The 17,024-nt window shown below is 69.5% G+C and carries 17 protein-coding genes; 12 read left to right on the forward strand and 5 right to left on the reverse strand.

Going from position 1 to position 17,024, the window contains the following annotated elements; genetic code table 11:
• Positions 1–12: 12 nt before the first annotated feature.
• From AB0L64_RS12180 to AB0L64_RS12220, 9 genes are all read left to right on the forward strand, one after another.
• Positions 13–2,553, forward strand: a complete 2,541-nt coding sequence (locus tag AB0L64_RS12180; RefSeq protein ID WP_363710192.1) for an adenylate/guanylate cyclase domain-containing protein — start codon at positions 13–15, stop codon at positions 2,551–2,553.
• A gap of 157 nt (positions 2,554–2,710) precedes the next feature.
• Positions 2,711–3,550, forward strand: coding sequence for a hypothetical protein (locus AB0L64_RS12185; protein WP_363710193.1), 840 nt, complete (start codon positions 2,711–2,713; stop codon positions 3,548–3,550).
• A gap of 168 nt (positions 3,551–3,718) precedes the next feature.
• Complete coding sequence (locus tag AB0L64_RS12190; RefSeq protein ID WP_363710194.1) at positions 3,719–5,341, forward strand: sugar ABC transporter substrate-binding protein; 1,623 nt, start codon at positions 3,719–3,721, stop codon at positions 5,339–5,341.
• Positions 5,342–5,344: 3 nt separating this feature from the next.
• Positions 5,345–6,304, forward strand: coding sequence for an ABC transporter permease subunit (locus tag AB0L64_RS12195; protein WP_363710195.1), 960 nt, complete (start codon positions 5,345–5,347; stop codon positions 6,302–6,304).
• The gene (locus AB0L64_RS12200) at positions 6,301–7,176 is read left to right on the forward strand and encodes a carbohydrate ABC transporter permease (protein WP_355474079.1); all 876 of its coding nucleotides are present in this window, start codon (positions 6,301–6,303) and stop codon (positions 7,174–7,176) included. The genes AB0L64_RS12195 and AB0L64_RS12200 overlap by 4 nt, the downstream gene beginning before the upstream one ends.
• 17 nt (positions 7,177–7,193) lie before the next feature.
• Entirely contained in the window at positions 7,194–8,186 is a 993-nt protein-coding gene (locus AB0L64_RS12205; protein WP_363710196.1) for a LacI family DNA-binding transcriptional regulator, read from the forward strand.
• Positions 8,183–9,652, forward strand: coding sequence for an arylsulfatase (locus tag AB0L64_RS12210; protein ID WP_363710197.1), 1,470 nt, complete (start codon positions 8,183–8,185; stop codon positions 9,650–9,652). The genes AB0L64_RS12205 and AB0L64_RS12210 overlap by 4 nt, the downstream gene beginning before the upstream one ends.
• Positions 9,633–10,382: an aminoglycoside 3'-phosphotransferase gene (locus AB0L64_RS12215; protein ID WP_363710198.1), complete on the forward strand. Its 750-nt coding sequence runs from the start codon at positions 9,633–9,635 to the stop codon at positions 10,380–10,382. The genes AB0L64_RS12210 and AB0L64_RS12215 overlap by 20 nt, the downstream gene beginning before the upstream one ends.
• A gap of 3 nt (positions 10,383–10,385) precedes the next feature.
• The gene (locus tag AB0L64_RS12220) at positions 10,386–10,922 is read left to right on the forward strand and encodes an MOSC domain-containing protein (RefSeq protein WP_363710199.1); all 537 of its coding nucleotides are present in this window, start codon (positions 10,386–10,388) and stop codon (positions 10,920–10,922) included.
• A gap of 164 nt (positions 10,923–11,086) precedes the next feature.
• Here AB0L64_RS12220 and AB0L64_RS12225 read toward each other — a convergent pair whose 3' ends face one another.
• Positions 11,087–11,341: a hypothetical protein gene (locus AB0L64_RS12225; protein WP_363710200.1), complete on the reverse strand. Its 255-nt coding sequence runs from the start codon at positions 11,339–11,341 to the stop codon at positions 11,087–11,089.
• Between the two features lie 4 nt (positions 11,342–11,345).
• On the opposite strand from AB0L64_RS12225, the gene AB0L64_RS12230 reads away from it, so the two are divergent.
• On the forward strand, positions 11,346–11,816 hold the full coding sequence (locus AB0L64_RS12230) for a class E sortase (RefSeq protein WP_363710201.1): 471 nt from the start codon (positions 11,346–11,348) through the stop codon (positions 11,814–11,816).
• A gap of 1 nt (position 11,817) precedes the next feature.
• Here AB0L64_RS12230 and AB0L64_RS12235 read toward each other — a convergent pair whose 3' ends face one another.
• The 4 genes from AB0L64_RS12235 to AB0L64_RS12250 form a co-directional block, all read right to left on the reverse strand.
• Positions 11,818–12,990 (reverse strand): FAD-dependent monooxygenase, encoded by a 1,173-nt coding sequence (locus AB0L64_RS12235; protein WP_363710202.1) that lies wholly within the window; start codon positions 12,988–12,990, stop codon positions 11,818–11,820.
• Positions 12,991–12,992: 2 nt separating this feature from the next.
• The gene (locus AB0L64_RS12240; protein WP_363710203.1) at positions 12,993–13,544 is read right to left on the reverse strand and encodes a TetR family transcriptional regulator; all 552 of its coding nucleotides are present in this window, start codon (positions 13,542–13,544) and stop codon (positions 12,993–12,995) included.
• Between the two features lie 82 nt (positions 13,545–13,626).
• Positions 13,627–14,049, reverse strand: a complete 423-nt coding sequence (locus tag AB0L64_RS12245) for a hypothetical protein (RefSeq protein ID WP_355696031.1) — start codon at positions 14,047–14,049, stop codon at positions 13,627–13,629.
• 21 nt (positions 14,050–14,070) lie between these two features.
• Positions 14,071–14,799, reverse strand: coding sequence for a methyltransferase domain-containing protein (locus AB0L64_RS12250; RefSeq protein WP_363710204.1), 729 nt, complete (start codon positions 14,797–14,799; stop codon positions 14,071–14,073).
• Between the two features lie 63 nt (positions 14,800–14,862).
• Here AB0L64_RS12250 and AB0L64_RS12255 point away from each other — a divergent pair, with 63 nt between their 5' ends.
• Entirely contained in the window at positions 14,863–15,654 is a 792-nt protein-coding gene (locus tag AB0L64_RS12255) for a class I SAM-dependent methyltransferase (RefSeq protein WP_363710205.1), read from the forward strand.
• Between the two features lie 171 nt (positions 15,655–15,825).
• A complete protein-coding gene (locus AB0L64_RS12260; RefSeq protein WP_363710206.1) occupies positions 15,826–17,013 on the forward strand; it encodes a neutral zinc metallopeptidase in 1,188 nt (395 codons plus the stop codon).
• Positions 17,014–17,024 lie beyond the last annotated feature (11 nt).

Consider the following 17,024-nt stretch of genomic DNA (forward strand, 5'->3'; position numbering starts at 1 on the left):
GAGACTGGCGGCATGGGTGGGGGCATGGTGGCCATGCTGTTCTCGGACATCGAAGGGTCGACGCTGCTGCTGCGCCGGCTGGGCGACCGGTACCTGGACGCGCTGGAGGATCACCGGCGGATCCTGCGCGCCGTGTGGACGGCGTACGGCGGAACCGAGATCGGGACCGAGGGAGACAGCTTCTTCGTCGTGTTCGGGACCGCCGGGGACGCGGTCCGGGCCGCGGCCGAAGGGCAGCGACAGCTCGCCGGGCACGTGTGGCCGGGCAACGAGAGCCTGCGGGTGCGGATGGGCATCCACACCGGTACGCCGGGCGTGTACGACGGTGACTACTGGGGGATGGACGTCCATCTCGCCGCGCGGATCGGGGCGGCCGCCCACGGCGGGCAGATCGTGGTGTCGGCAGTCACCGGTCAGCTGACCCAACTGCCCGACGGTGTCACGCTGCGCGATCTCGGCACCCATCACCTCAAGGACATCCCGGAGCCCGAGCACCTGTTCCAGGTCACCGTCGACGGTCTGCAGCCCGAGTTCCCGCCGCCGCGCACCCTCGGTACGTCGACGAGCCTGCCGTCGCCGGCGACCCCGCTGCTCGGGCGCGCACCGGATCTCGAACGCATCGGCGAGCTGCTCGGGCGGCCCGACGTACGGCTCGTCACACTGACCGGACCGGGCGGAGCGGGCAAGACCCGGCTGGCGATCGGCGCGGCCGCGGAGCTGACCACCAGGTTCCCGGGTGGTGTGTACTTCGTCCCGCTCGCGGCCGTCACGTCCGCACCCGTGCTGTGGACGACGATCGCCGAGGTCCTCGACATCCCGCCGCGCGACCGCGGCCGGGTCGTTGCGTACCTGGCCCAGCGAACCCTGTTGCTCGTCCTCGACAACCTCGAGCAGTTGCCGGACGCCGGCAAGGTCGTCGCCGAGATCATCGAGGACGCGCCGCACGTGCAACTGATCGCCACCTCGCGACGAGCGCTCGGCCTCACCGGCGAGCACCAGCATCCGGTGCTGCCGCTGCCGATCGCGGACGGCCCGGACTCGGCCGCCGTGCAGCTGTTCGTGCAACGCGCGCAGGCCGTCCGGCCCGCGTTCACGCTGACCGCCGGGAACACCGCCGATGTGGTCGCGATCTGCCGCCGGCTCGATTGCCTCCCGCTGGCGATCGAGCTGTGCGCACCGCGGGTGCGGCTGCTCAGCGTGAAGGAGTTGCTCGCGCGGGTCGACCAGTCGCTCGACATGGCGTCCACGAGTGCGGCGACGCCGCAACGGCAGCGGACGTTGCGCGAGACGATCGCCTGGTCGTACGAGCTGCTCGGGCCGGAACACCGCCGGACGTTCCGCCGCCTGGCCGTCTTCTCCGGCGGCGCCGATCTGGCCGCGGTCGAGAAAGTTGCCACTGGCATCGACCTGCTCGACGCCGTCGCCGAGCTGCACGACGCCAACCTGATCACGGTGTACGACGGACCGGACGGGACCCGGGTGCGGATGCTGGAGACCGTCCGCCAGTACGCCGCCGACGAGCTGCAAGCCACGGACGAGGATGCCGACGTCCGCGGTCTCCACGCCGCCTACTACGCCGACCTTGCCGAGATCATCGAGGACACCAAGAAGACCACGTCCGACCTGCCGCTCGATCGTGCCGAGATCGACCTCGACAACTTCCGTACCGCCCTCAGCTGGGCGACCAGCCACGACGTACCCACCGCTCTCCGGCTCTGTTCGGCCCTGGCCTGGGTCTGGGTCGTCGGCGGCTACCTGGCCGAGAGCCGCGCCTGGCACGAGCAGGTGGTCACCGCCGCCGGTACGACGTCCTCGCCGGAGCTGGCCGCCTGTCTGCGCGGATTCAGCAACGTCTTGCTCATCCAGGGGGAGGCGGAGCACGCCGAACAGGTGGCAGCCCGGAGCGTCGAGATGGCCCGGAGGCTCGGCGATCCGGCCGGCATCGCGTACGGAATGACCGTGCTCGGCTCGATGCAAGGCCAGCGAGGGGACACACGCGCGGCGCGGGCGACGCTGACCGAGGCCGTAGCGCGGCTCCGCTCCTTGGACGACGAGTGGCGGTTGGCCCGGGTGCTCAACCACCTGGGAGGGATCGAGGAGGACCTCGGCAACTTCGAGCAGGCGGAGGAGCTGCTCCGCGAGTCGCTGAGGATCACCGAGTCGCAGGGGGACGTGCACGAGCTCGCCGTGGTCGGGCAGAACCTGGCGTACCTGCTGACCCTCGCCGGCCGTCTCGACGAGGCCGGGGAGCTGGCCCGTGGCCTGGTTCCCACCGTGGTGGCGCTCGGCAGCCCGACTCTCACGATGGCGTTCTCGAACACCGTGATGAACCTTCTGATCCGCCGCGGCGATCCTGTCCGCGCCGCGGAGCTGTTCGGCGCCGAGGAGGCGATGGGCGAGCGGCTGGAGATCCCGAATCCGTACCGGGAGGAGGAGCTCGCGGAGGCCCTCGAACTCGTCGGCGACACGCTGACCCGCGAGGACTGGGAGCGGCACCGCCGCACCGGCCGGACCGAACGCGTCGAGGAACTCCTGGGCCGCGTGTCGCTCTAGGACCTTGCCGGCCGCAACGAACCGCAACGAACCCGCCACGGTCGCCGAACGGTTGACCACGGACAGTGCCGACTACATACTGCTTGAACCGCCGTCGGCGGGCTGTGGGGGCAGCTGGGGTGATCATGGGGAACAAGGGGGGCAAGTTGTGCATGCCTTGAAGTTGATTCGTGCTGCGCTGATCGTGGGGATTCTCGGAGCGTCGCTGACCGCGCCGCTCGCGGCCTCGGCCGAGGATCCGCCGACCAGCGCGGTGGAGGTCAGTGCGACCACATTGAGTCCGGGGGACACGTTCACGGTCACGCAGACCGTGTACAACAAGGGCGACTTCACGCTCGAAGGTGCCAAGGCCGCGCTGTACGCCAAGGACCAGACGCTGACCGACTGGATCGAGCTGGTCAGCTGCACCGGCGCGAACTGCTTCACCGCCGAGGGGACGCACGTCCGGGCCTCGTTCGGTGACGTCGGCGCGCACGAGACCCGGACCGTGGTGTGGACGCTGCGGGTGCGGGACGACACGAAGCTGGATCCGTTCATCCTGCGGAACCAGCTGTTCGCGGACAACTACGGGTACGAGATCCTGTCGGGCCCGACGATCACGATCGTGCCGAAGGCGGCCGACATCGCCGTCGCGCTGAGTGCCTCGGTGAAGCTGGTGACGACGGCGCGGATCACGTACACGATCACGGTGAAGAACAACGGGCCGAACGCGGCGACCGGGGTTCGGGTGGTCGCCACGGCGCCGGCCGCGACGGCGTACTACGCGAGCACCTGCACGCGGGTCGGGACCACCCGGTCGGCGAACTGCGACTTCGCCACGCTGGCGAGCGGTGAGACCGTGACCCGGACGCTGACCGCGAACACCGGGATGCTCACGGCCGGCACGCTGACCGCGACGGCGCAGCGGACGGCGAGTTCACCGAACGACCCGGTGGCGACGAACGACAAGGCCACGAAGAGCTGCAGTGCGCTCACCGGGCTGGTCGTGCGCTGCTGACGACACACTGAGGTTTCTGCGACGGCCGGCGGCCGCGGGTTCTCGAGTCCCCGCGGCCGCCGGCTCTTTTGCTGCCCACGTCTTGCATCCAGGGGCAGGTGAGGTTTACGGTCCGGGTTAACGTTTAAGTGAGTGTTAGTGAGCACTTCTTCGAAACTTGGAGCAACTATGATCAGTCGGCGGCGGTTCCTGCAGGTGACCGGTGCGGCGATTGCCACCTCTTCGCTCGCGGCCTGTGGTGACGGCGGTGCGTCGAACGGTGGTGCGAAGGCGTCGGGCGAGCTCAAGCTGCCGACGTACAAGCCGTTCGAGGGGCTGCACCCGGAGCTCCCGGGCGCCGAGTCCGGCCTCGAGCCCGGGTTCCTGAAGTTCCCGGCGGACGCGGTCGCCAGCGTGAAGGCGCCGCCGCTGAAGGGCCCGGTCACCGCGCTGACCGAGACGTTCGCGACGCCTCCGCCGCCGATGGGCAGCAACCCGATGTGGCAGGCGCTGAACCAGGCGCTCGGCGGTGAACTCCGGCTGACCATCGGTACCGACCCGGGCTACCCGGAGAAGTTCGCGACGCTGCTCGCCAGCGACTCGCTGCCGGACCTGATGTGGCTGCCGCCGAACCAGGGCATCCCGAACATCGGCCCGATGCTCGAGGCGAAGTTCCAGGACCTGACCAAGTACCTGTCCGGGGACGCCGTGCTGGAATACCCGAACCTGGCCGCGCTCAAGCCGGCCTCCTGGCGGACCGCGGTGGTGAACGGGAAGATCTGGGGCGCCCCGATCCCGTCGACGCCGTTCGGCCAGGTGATGATGGGCAACCCGAAGACCTGGGCGAAGGTCGGCGGCCTGCAGTGCGCGACCGCGGACGAGTTCTTCGCCAAGTGCAAGGAGCTGACCAACGGCACGAACTACGCGCTCGAGCCGGCGATCATCAACATGCTGCACATGTTCGGCGAGTGGTTCGGCGCCCCGAACGGCTGGCGGGTCAACCAGGACCGGTCGCTGACCCACCTGTACGAGACCGACAACTACAAGGCCGCCGTCGAGTACGCCGCCAAGCTCTGGGCCGCGAAGGTGTTCTACCCGGACCTGAACCTGGCCGATGCCACGCCGAAGACCGTGAACGGCCAGATCGCCGCGCAGGTCGTGGTCGGCCCGCGGGCCACCGCCGACTTCCGGGCGCTGGACCCGTCGCTGTTCGTCGACACGATGATCCCGTTCGGCCACGACGGCAAGGCGAAGCCGGTCTACGACATGGGCTACGGCACGGTCGGGTTCACGCCGTTCAAGAAGACCGACGAGGGTCGCATCCGCGAGCTGCTCGCGCTGATGGACTACCTGTCCGCGCCGTTCGGCACCAAGGAGTACCTGGTCAAGAACTTCGGCGTCGAGGGCCAGCAGTACCAGCTCGACGCGCAGCAGAACCCGGTCCTGACGAAGGCCGGCCAGCAGCAGGCGCCCGGTCTGGTCAGTGCGCTGCAGATCATGAACTCGCCGGAGAGCGTGATCTTCAACCCGGCGTACCCCGACGACACCAAGAAGATCTACGCGACCGAGCAGCAGCTGCTGAAGTTCGCGATGCGGAACCCGACCGCGGGCACGTACTCCGACACCAGCAGCAAGGTCGGTCCGAAGCTGACCGCGGCGTTCCGGGACACGATCGTGGACATCGTCACCGGCCGCCAGAAGATCGACGCGTACGACGCGGCGCTGAAGCGCTGGAAGTCCGGCGGCGGTGACAAGATGCGCGACGAGTTCGCGGCCGTGCTCCCGTCGAGCGTGCCGGTCACCGGGTCCTGATCGATGCTGAAACCGAACTCCACGAAGCGGCAGGCCGGCACCGGCCTGCCGCTGAAGGCGAAGTGGCGCCGGGACTGGCAGATGGTGCTGCTGATGATCCCCGGCGTGCTGTTCCTGCTGGTGTTCTTCTACCTGCCGGTGCTCGGAAACGTGGTCGCTTTCCAGGATTTCCAGCCGTACCTCGGCATCATGCACAGCGAGTGGAACGGCCTGCAGAACTTCCTCAACCTGTACGACAACCCGGACTTCTGGGACGCGCTGCGGAACACGCTGGTGCTGGCCGGCGTCCAGCTGCTGCTGTTCTTCCCGGTGCCGATCGGGCTGGCGCTGATCGTCGACTCGCTGGTCAGCAACCGTTTTCGGCGCTGGTTCCAGACCATCGCGTACCTGCCGCACTTCCTGTCCTGGGTGCTGGTCGTGACGCTGTTCCAGCAGTCGCTCGGCGGCGCCGGGTTCGTCAACAACCTGCTCCGGCAGGCCGGCCTGGACCCGATCCCGTTCATGACCAACCCGGACACCTTCCCGCTGCTCGTCGTCGCGCAGCTGATCTGGAAGGACGCCGGCTGGGCGATGATCATCTTCCTCGCGGCGCTGACCACGGTCGACGTGTCGCTGTACGAGGCCGCCGCGGCGGACGGCGCCGGGCGCTGGCGGCGGCTGTGGCACATCACGCTGCCGTCGCTGCGCACCGTCATCGTGCTGCTGCTGATCCTGCGGATCGGCGACATCCTGAGCGTCGGCTTCGAGCAGTTCATCCTGCAACGCGACTCCGTCGGACCGGGCGCTGCCGAGGTACTGGACACGTTCACGTACTACGCCGGCGTGGTCGGCGGTGACTGGAGCAGCGGCGCCGCGGCCGGGTTGGCCAAGGGCGTCGTCGGAGCCCTCCTGCTGTGGGGCGCCAACGCGCTGGCCCACCGCCTGGGTGAGCCCGGCATCTTCCAGAAACGAGGCGCTTCATGAGACCGGTGTGGAAGGAGAACCCTTCTCCGGCGTACCAGGCGATCAAGGCCGTCGTACTGGGCGGCTTCGCGCTCGTCATCGTGATCCCGATCCTGGTCGTGATCTCGACGTCGCTGGCCAGCGACAAGGACATCATCGACGCGGGCGGGTACGTGCTGTGGCCGTCGCATCCGACGTTCAAGGCGTACCAGACGCTGTTCTCCGGCGGCCTGATGGGACGGGCGATCCTGGTCAGCGTCTTCGTGACGCTGGTCGGTACGGCGATCGCGCTCGCCGTCACCATCGCGCTCGCGTACGCCACGTCGCGGCCGGTGCTGTTCGGGCGGCCGGTGCTGCTGATGGTGCTGTTCACGTTGCTGTTCGCGCCGGGCATCATCCCGATGTTCCTGGTTGTGAAGCAGCTCGGGCTGCTCGACAGCCTGTGGTCGCTGATCCTGCCGGGCGCGCTCGGCGCCTTCAACTTCGTTGTCCTGCGCACCTTCTTCATGAACGTGCCGGGCGAGCTGCTGGAGAGTGCGCGAATCGACGGCGCGAGCGACTTCACCATCCTGCGCCGCATCGTCATGCCGCTGTCGAAGGCGGTGATCGCAGTCGTCGGCCTGTTCTACGCGGTCGGGTTCTGGAACGCGTTCTTCAACGCCTTGCTGTACCTCAACGACACCTCGAAGTGGCCGGTCCAGGTGATCCTGCGGACCTACGTCCTGCAGGGCAAATCGCTGTCCGCCGACCAGCTCGGCGTCCATCCGCCACCGCAGCCCCAGTCGCTGCAGATGGCCGTGGTGGTGGTCGCGCTGGTCCCGATCGCGATGGTGTATCCGTTCCTCCAACGGCACTTCACCAAGGGCGTCATCACCGGTGCGGTCAAGGGCTGATCTGCAAGAATCGACATATGTCCTCACCTTTGGCTGAGCGGCCGACGCTGCGGATGGTCGCGAAGGAGGCCGGTGTCTCGGTCGCGACCGTGTCCTACGTGCTGTCCGGACGGCACCGCAGCCACACGATCAAGGACTCGACAGCGGACCGGGTCCGCGAGGCCGCGTCGCGCCTGGGCTACCGGCGCAACGATGCGGCCCGCGCGATCCGGACCGGCAAGTCGGACCTGGTCCTGCTGTCGCTGAACGTGCTCGCGGACCCGTGGTCGCAAGCGGTCGCGGCCACCGTCAGTACGGCGGTGACGCCGCTCGGCAAGACCGCGCTGATCGTCGCCGACGGGGACTGGCGCACCGTGCTGGCGAACCGGACGCCCGACGTGATCTTCATCGACAGCATCGCGCCGGACCCGGAGCAGATCGCGGAGCTGGCCGCGTTCGCGGCGCAGGGCGTGCAGATCGTCGTGTTCAGCGAAACCCTGGAGCCGCAGGGCTTCGACGTGATCCGGTCCGGTGCCGAGCCGCGCTGCCATCTCGCGGTCGAGCACCTGCTGGAGCAGCACGACCGGGTCGGCGCGCTCACCTCACGGACCACCGGGTTCGCGCGCTTCGACGCGTACCTGAACACGCTGCGCGCGGCCGGTCAGCCGATCCGCGACGCGGACATCGAGATCTTCGAGCAGCATCCCGAGGGCGCGTACCGGGCCGCGATGGCGCTGCTCACCAAGCCGGACCGGCCGACGGCGATCTATTGCACGACCGACTTCGCCGCGATCGCCGCTGTCCGGGCGGCGCACCGGCTGCGGATCGACGTACCGCGGGAGCTGGCGATCGTCGGCGTCGGCAACACGCCCGAAGGTGAGCATCTCGACCCGTCGCTGTCGACGGTCGGACCGGTCGACTTCAACGAGGCGCTGGCCAAGATCATCGTCGGGCGGCTGACGGACCGCGAGGGCGCGCCCGGCGAAGTGTTCGATTTCCCCTGGCAACTCATCGTTCGGGAGTCTTCTTGAGTCAACCCAACGTCGTCCTCATCTGTGTCGACGAGTGGCGCGGCGACGCGATGTCGTGCGCCGGCCACCCGTACGTCGCGACGCCGCACCTGGACGAGCTGGCGCGCACCGGGGTGCGGTTCAGCCGCGGATACTCCGCGACGCCGACGTGCGTGCCGGCCCGGGTGGCGTTGTTCACCGGGCAGTCGCAGGAGCGGCACGGGCGGGTCGGGTACACCGACGGCGTGCCGTTCGACGCCGCGCATCCGGTGACGGTGCAGGGCGAGTTCCGCCGGGCGGGGTACCACACGCAGGCGATCGGGAAGATGCACGTCTGGCCGGAGCGGGCACGGCTCGGGTTCGACGACGTGGTCCTGCACGACGGGTTCCTGCACCACGCGCGGCGTACGCATCGCCAGCAGTTCGGGTTCTTCGACGACTACGTGCCCTGGCTGCGGCGGCAGCCCGGGGTGTCGCCGGACGCGGAGTACTTCGACCACGGCGTGAACTGCAACTCGGTGGTCGCCCGGCCGTGGGACAAGGCGGAGGAACTGCACCCGACGCACTGGATCGGCACGCAGACGATCGAATGGCTCTACCGGCGGGACCCGTCGCGGCCGTTCTTCCTGTACCTGTCGTTCCATCGGCCGCACCCGCCGTACGACCCGCCGGCGTGGGCGTTCGACCAGTACAACGCGCTCCCGCCGTACGAGCGGGAGCTGGGGGACTGGGAAGGCGACTGGGACGAGTTCCGCACGGACGGGGACTACCAGGCATCGATCGGGGACCTGCCGGACCGGGTCGTGCACCGCGCGCGGGCCGGGTACTACGGCCTGATGGCGCAGATCGACCTGCAGCTCAACCGGATCCGCGAGGCGCTGGTCGACTTCGGGGTGTACGACGACACGATCTTCGCGTTCACGTCCGACCACGGCGAGATGATGGGCGACCACCGGATGTTCCGGAAGTCGGTGCCGTACGAGGGGTCGGCGCGGGTGCCGTTCATCGTCGCGGATCGCGCTTCGGCTGGTTCTGTGCGCGGTGGGGTGGTCGATCAGGTGGTCGAGCTGCGCGACGTGATGCCGACGTTGCTGGACCTGGCCGGCGTACCGATCCCGTCGTCGGTCGACGGGGTGTCGCTGGCGCCGTTCCTGCGCGGGGAGTCGGTGCCGGTGCGGGAGTGGTTGCACGGCGAGCACCTGCACTTCGGGCAGTCGATCCAGTGGGTGACGGACGGGAAGACCAAGTACGTCTGGGGATCAGAGCGCGGCGCAGAGCAGCTGTTCGACCTGGTCGACGATCCCGGTGAGCTGCGGAACCTGGCGAAGACACGACCCGAGCTCCGGGACCTCTGGCGCGAGCGGCTGATCCAGGACCTGACCGGTCGCGAGGAAGGTTTCGTTGCCGACGGCAAGCTGGTGACCGGGCGGCCGGTGACCGCGATCCTCCAGCACACGAGGGAGAGACTTGCTCACGCCATCGTCTGACGACTGGGCCCCGGTCGACGTCGGCGAGTCCGGTATGTCGGTCTACCGGCGCGGCGACGTGTTCGCCAAGTGCTGCGGACCGGAGGGGATCGCGGATCTGACAGCTGAGCGCGACCGCGTCGAGTGGCTCGCGGGGACAGGCTTCCCAGGGGCGACGGTCGTCGATTGGACGGACTCGCCCGAGGGTGCGTGCCTGACGACGTCGGCCGTTCCCGGTGTGCGTGCCGACACTCTGCCGCCCGGCACCCACGAGCGCGCGATGCGGAGTCTGGGTGCGGCGCTGCGCGACCTGCATGCACTGAAGGACTGCCCGTTCGAGCGTCCCTTGGAACAGGTCATCGCGATCGCGGCCGACGTCGTACGGCGGGGTGCGGTGAATCCGCAGTTCCTCACCGACGAGTGGCGCCGGCTGGATCCTGCCGAACTGCTGGCGCAGGTTGTTGCCGAGCGCCCTTATGTCGAGAGTGTCCTGGAGCCGGTCGTCTGCCACGGCGACGCCTGCCTGCCGAACGTGTTCTTCGACCCTGACACCCTGGCGGTCACCGGGCTGATCGACCTCGGCCGGCTCGGCGTCTCGGACCGGTACGCCGACCTCGCGCTCACCACGATCCAGCTCCACGACGAGTGGTCGGCCGACCCGGCGCCGTTCCTCGAGGCGTACGGCGTCCCGGATCCGGACCAGCGCCGCCTGCACTTCTTTCGTCTCCTCGACCCGCTCACCTGGGGCTGAACCATGAGAGTCGACATCACCGCACTGGTGGTCTCCAGCCGGCACGCGTACGAAGGGCGCCCGCAGGACGGGCCGCGCCCCGACCCCGAGCCGACCGACCGCGCGTCGATCGAGCTCCGCGCCGGCCTGGGGATCGTCGGCGACCGGTACTACGCCCAGTCGGTCCACAAGAACGCCGCCGTCACGCTGATCGACGCGGCTGCGCTGGACGAAGTGCAGGACAAGCTCGGCCTGCCCGCGCCGCTCGACCCGCGGCTCACGCGGCGCAACATCGTCCTGCGCGGCTTCCCGATCGACGAACTCGCCGCGCACCGCTCCGCCGACGGTACGCGGGTCGCCGGCCGGCAGTTCGTGCTGGACTCGGGCGACGGGCCGGTGACCTTCCAGGCCAACCGGCCGGCCAATCCGTGCGCATGGATGGACGAGGTCCTGGCACCTGGCGCGATGAAGGCGCTGCGCGGGCGTGGCGGTATCCGCGCGACGCCGCTCACGTCCGGCGTTCTGCGGCTCGGACCGGCCGAGCTGACCTTGCTGGACTGAGGGCCCGCTCGACAGGAGGTGTCGGCGGGGCGGGTAGTGCACCTGAGCGTGATCGGGTCCGCGCGTACGGCGTCTCGCGAGTGCACTACCTGTCGAGCTTGCGGGCTGAAGGCCTGTCGAGCGGCCGAGCGGTTACCCTTTCGGGCAGTTTTCGGCCCTTGTGTCTACCGTCGAGGGGTGAGGCTGGTGGGCGTTCTGGTCGTGGTGCTGGCGCTGGCCGGATGCAGCGACGTCGCCCCGTCCGGCGAGTCGCCCCTGCCGTCCACCAGCTCCGCCCCGCCAACCACCACTGACCCGCCAACCACCGCGACTCCGTCGAACCCCGCGCCGTCCAGTTCCGCGCCGGCATCCCCGGCCCGCACTCCGACGCCCGCGAGGCCGACGGCGGCGGGGCCGGTGACAATGTCGATTCCTGCCATCGGCGTGCGTAACCTGCGCGTGGTCGCCTACACCGGCACCGCGGACGACCGAAGAGGCACCCGGCTCCAGGACCGGGGCTTCCTCGCCAGCCCGCGCGGCGAGGCCGGCGGCGTCGGCCCCGGCGAGATCGGGAACTTCATCGTCACCGGCCACCGCGTCAGCCACAACCGGCCCCTCGAACACGCGCCGGACCTGCGTAACGGCGACCACATCCTGGTGACCGCCGGCGGAATCGAGTACGACTACGTGGTCACCCGGACGATGACGATCTCGTTCCGCAAGCCTGCGGAGAAGGCACAGCAGAACGCCGCCGTACCGGGCCACCCCGGCGCCACGCCGACGCAGGCCATGATCACGATCTCCACCTGCGCCACCCCGGAGGATCACGCGGCCGGCAACTACTGGCACGACGAACTCGGCAACCCCGAACACCGGATCGACCAGATCGGCACCCTCGCCGCGACCAGGCCGTGAGTCAGCGCGTCGGCTGCAGATCCCGGATCAGCGTGGTGGGCTTTCCCGCCAGCGCGGCCGGTAGCAGGCTCCGCAGCCCCGGCAGCCTGAGGACCTTCAGCAACACCCGGCGCGCGATCAGTTCGGTCCGCGACCCGGGCAGGAACCAGCGCGCCGCCGAGCGAGCGACCTTCTGCTTCTCCTCGACGACAGGTCGCCACACACGCTCGTACTCCGCCGTCCCCGCTTCGATCGACGCCGAACGCACCAGCTTCTCCGCGAGCACGAACGCCCCGGCGATCCCCAGCGACGCGCCCTGTCCGGCGAGCAGCGAGACCGCCCCGCACGCGTCGCCGGCCAGGACGACGCGCCCCGAACTCCACCGCGGCAGCACGATCTGCGCGACCTGGTCGTAGTAGATCTGCTCGTCGCCGGGGCACGACGCGAGCGCCCGCGGCACCACCCAGCCGAGATCCGCGTACGTCGACCGGATCGCCGCGCGCGCATCCGCCGGTACCGCGGGATCCTCCGTCCGGTGCACCGCGAACGACGCCACCCGCCCGTCCCGCAGCGCGTAGAACCCGAACTGGCTGTCCATCGTGTCCGTGAGGCAGAACCGCCCGCCGACCTCGTCGTGGATCTCCGGCGCGTCGAAGGTGTACGCCGCGGTGTGGAACCCGAGGAACCGCAGATACGACGACTCCGCCCCGAACACCAGCCGGCGAACGGCGGAATGGATGCCGTCGGCACCGATCAGCACGTCGCCGTCGAGCGTCGACCCGTCCGCGAGCTCGACCCCTACGCCGTCCGGGCGCGGCGTGACGCCCGCGACCGTCGCGCTGTACCGCAGGTCGACAGCGCTCGGCAGGTGCTCGCGGAGGACCTGCTCGAGGTCCGGCCGCATCACACTGAGCACGTCGCCCTCGGCGAACTGCAGGATGTTGATCCCCGCCTGCTTCCGGCCGTGCGCGTCGACCAGGACCGCCTCCTCGACGTGGTAGGCGACCTCCTGCAGCGCGGGCAGCAGGCCCATCGCCGCCATCGCGTCGTACCCCGGGCCGAAGAAGTCGATCATGTAGCCCTGCGGGCGCGGCCCCGGGCTGCGTTCGAGGACGGTGACGTCCTGGCCGAGCGCCGACATGCGGTTCGCCAGCGCGAGTCCGGCGATTCCGGCGCCACAGATGATCGCGTGCATCGTCAGCTCACCAGCCTTCGCAGAACGGCAGTCGCGGCAGCGGAATCCGGCCCCAGAGCCCGGTGCAGGAGCAGGCCGTCGATGGTCGCCGCGAGCACGGCCGCGGTCGCGGCCGGCTCGGCGACCTGGTGGATCGCGAGCCAGTCGGCCACGCGGGTGCGGAAGTCCGTCACCAGGGCGGCGATCTGCGCGCGCAGGCGCTCGTCGCGGGTCGCGGCCAGGTAGGTCTCGACGAAGAGCAGCGACATCGGGTCAGTCCCGTCGTACTGCGCGACCGAGGCCAGCATCGCGTCGATCGCCGCGGCCGGAGTGGTCGCGGACGTGAAGAGCTCGTCGGTGACCGCGAGCACCTGACGCATGGCCGTGATCGCGGCCTCGGACAGCACCTCCTGGACCGACGAGAAGTGATAGTGCACGACGCTCGGTGTGACCTCGGCGCGGTCCGCCAGGATCCGCGTGCTCACCGCCGACCAGCCGCGCTCGGGGATCAGCTCCGCAGCGGCCGCGAGCAGGCGCTGCCGCACAGCCTGGCCTTGTTTCGCCGTCGGTACCATCGCATTCCTCCAGGGCGATCGTCCTGTACGATCGTCCTGATTCTAACCCGCGCGGCGGTGCCGAGGGCAAGCCGGCCCGGAACTACTTCCGGCCGAACTTCCACCACTTCGGCTTGTTCATCTTGATCTCGTCCGGCGTCATCGGCGGCGGGACCGGCGGCCGGGACTCCTCGGTGAGGAAATCGCCGGACTCGGTGTCGTACGGCGTGACGCCGAGCCGCCGGCTGATCTCCATCACGATCGGGATCGAGCGCGGGCCGTCGTTGAGGTAGAAGGTGATGTCCCGGACCTCGACGCCCTTGCCGATCGTCATCTCGACGTCGTACTCCGGACTTCGCAGCGCCAGCCAGGACGGCTTGCTCGTGTCCACGTCCGGCACCACTTCCCGGACGGTGGCCACCACATCGGTCACCAGACCCACCGCCGGCGGCTCGTAGTCGACCGGTAGATCGTCGAGGCGCCGTACGCCTCCTGGTCCGCGCATCGCATAGACAGCCCAGCTCATGCCCCCAGCATGCCAGGCGGGTCAGCGCTTGCGGGCGGCCAGGACGGCGAAGGTCAGGTATTGACCGTTGTCGGCCTCGAGCATCTCGAGGGTGCTCTTGTCCTCGCCGCGGAACTCCGAAACCGCGCGCGACCAGCGGATCCAGTCGGCCCAGCCGTTGTCCTGCAGTCGCGCCGCGGTGACGTCGACGAGCTCCGTGATCTCCCACTGGAACCGCCACCAGTCGGCCGTGTGCCAGGCGAGCGCCTCCCACCCGACGGCCTTCTTGATGTGCTCCGGGATGTGGCCGAGCTCGCGGACCTCCTGCCGCATCGCGGGCGTCGCGACGCCGAACTGGCCGCCGGGTTTGAGGAAGCTCGTGATGTAGGGCAGGTAGTTGTCCGCGGTGCCGAAGTACTCGTACGCGTCGATGCAGACGATCGCGTCGAAGAACCCCTGTGCGAACGGCAGCGCATGGGCCTCGGCCTTCAGCGTGACGACGTCGTCGCGGTCGATGTGCGCGGCGGCGTCCGTCGGGTCGATCCACAGGTCCGCGGCCCAGACCTGGACGCCGTACTCCTTGGCGAGGAAGACCGAGGTGGCGCCCTTCCCGGAGCCGAGGTCGAGCACGCGCTGGCCGGGGCGCAGGTCGAGGTCGCGGGCGAGATCCTCCAGCAGCCACAGGGGATTCGGGCCCATGTCGCGGGCCAGCAGCCACTCGGCGTCGTACGTGCTGGAGCGTGGGTAGGCGTCGTGCTTCAGGTCCGTCACCGGCACAGGGTAGCGGCGGTAAAACGTGGTGTGCCCGACATTTTCGTCCCGCACAGTGGGTGGATGACTGAACTCGATCCGGCGATTCGTTCCTTCTATCGGGACCGGTACCTCGAGAACGACCGGCTGGTCGTCCCCGGGCACGGCCGGCTCGAGTATCTGCGCACCCAGGAGGTGCTGCGCCGCTGGCTGCCGCCCGCGGCCGTCGTACTGGACGTCGGTGGCGCGACCGGCGTCCACGCGCGCTGGCTCGCAGCGGACGGGCATCAGGTGACGCTCGTGGATCCGGTGAACGAGCACGTGGAGCAGGCGGCGGCGATCGGCACCTTCGCTGCCGAGGTCGGCGATGCGCGGGCACTGCGGCAGGCGGACGCGAGCGTGGACGTGACGCTGCTGCTCGGACCGCTCTACCACCTGGTCGACGCTGCCGACCGTGCTCAGGCGCTGGCCGAGGCGGTCCGGGTGACGAGGCCGGGCGGGGTAGTGGTCGCGGCGGCGATCAACCGGTTCGGCGGTCTGCTGGAGGCCGGCAGCAACGGAACGCTCACCGACGAGAACCTGCCGCTCTTCGTGGACGCTTTCCGTTCCGGCAGCATAGACGGCTCTTCCGGCTTCACGGTCGCCTATTTCCATCACGCCGACGAACTCTCCACCGAACTGGCCGCAGCCGGCCTCGCCGACGTCGAGGTCCTGGGCGTGGAAGGCCCTGCCGCCAACATCCTCCAGAACGCCGCGCCGGACACCGTCGACGGCCTGCTTCCCGCCGCCGTCCTCCTGGCCCGGCAGGTCGAATCCGACCCCAGACTCCAGGCCGGCAGCCCGCACTTCCTGGCCCACGGCCGCGTAGTCAGCTGACCACGGTGTGTGGATACGGTCGCGGAACGGTGTCAATAGCTGCAATCCGGTTCTCCGCATGGCGGTCCAGGCCGTAATATCAGCCGGCGGCCGGCACCGGGGGTGTTCCGGCCCGTTCGACGGATCGGGTGGGACCGGGCAAAGTCCGGTTACTGGGGAGAAGCGGAAACTATGGCGGACAAGCCGGCACCCAAGCCTGGGCATTTCCTGCCGGGTGGCGAGGGTGAGCAGGGCACGGCCGATGATCGTACGGCGGGCGGGTCTGCGCCGTTGGCGGCACCCACACCGCGCCTCGGCGGCGACGCGCCGCCGGCCCCGCCGCAACTGACCGGGTCCCGGATCGACTCCCGCCGTACGACGTTGTCCGGCAGCCGGCTGGGACCGCCGCCGGCCGGTGACCGGGCGGCCGCGGCGTACCGGGAGGTGTTCCACCCCGAACCGGTGCCGTTCGTCCCGAAGAAGCGGTCCAAGGCCCTGATCGCGTTGATGGTCGTCGCGGTGCTGTTGTTCCTCGCCGGCGGCGCGACGTTCGCGGTCAAGGTGCTCTCCTCGGACGGTTTCGTCAGCACCCCGATGCCGTCCACGAAGCCGAGCGGCGGGACGACCGCCACCCAGGGACCGGTCGGCAAGGGGACGCCGGACGCCGACATCGTCGGCAAGAACGCGATCTACTCCGTGGGCCGGCTGGCCGTGGCGAACTGCCCGGAGCCGGCGTTCCGCCCCACGTCGAAGGAGAACGTCCGCTCGTACTACCAGGCGCTCACCGCGTGCCTGGACAAGGCCTGGCAGCCGGTCGTCGCGAAGGCCGGATTCGAGTTCCGGTCGCCGAACCTGATCATCTTCGACGACGGTGACGAGACCGCGTGCGGCGTCCAGCACGATCTCGCGCTGTACTGCCAGGACGAGCACGGCGGCAGCGTGACCATGCCCTGGCAGAACATCGTCGAGGACTACCCGAAGAACAAGGCCGAGGTGCGCGCGGAAATGGCGCAGTCCTTCGGCTTCGTGTACGGCGTCCACGTGCAGAACCTGACGGGGATGGCCGACGCCGCCGACAACCTCGCCGACACCGCGGCGAACAAGAACGCCCAGCTCGAGGTGCAGCGGCGCTCCGCGCTGCAGGCGTACTGCTTCGGCGCCGTGTTCTTCGGGACGGCCAAGGCGAGCTTCCCGCTGCGCGGCGAACTGCTGCGCCAGTGGACCGGCCTGATCCAGCGGCGCGGCGACGAGCACACCAAGGACAAGGTCCGCGACCACGGCTCCAGCAAGAGCCTCGCGCTGTGGATGAACCAGGGCTTCGCGACAACCAGCCCGGGAGCCTGCAACACTTTCGTCGCAGCATCCGCCAAGGTCAGCTGAGCGTAAGGGAG

Origin of the sequence: Kribbella sp. NPDC051936 (genome assembly GCF_040680955.1) — a bacterium.
Classification (GTDB): domain Bacteria; phylum Actinomycetota; class Actinomycetes; order Propionibacteriales; family Kribbellaceae; genus Kribbella.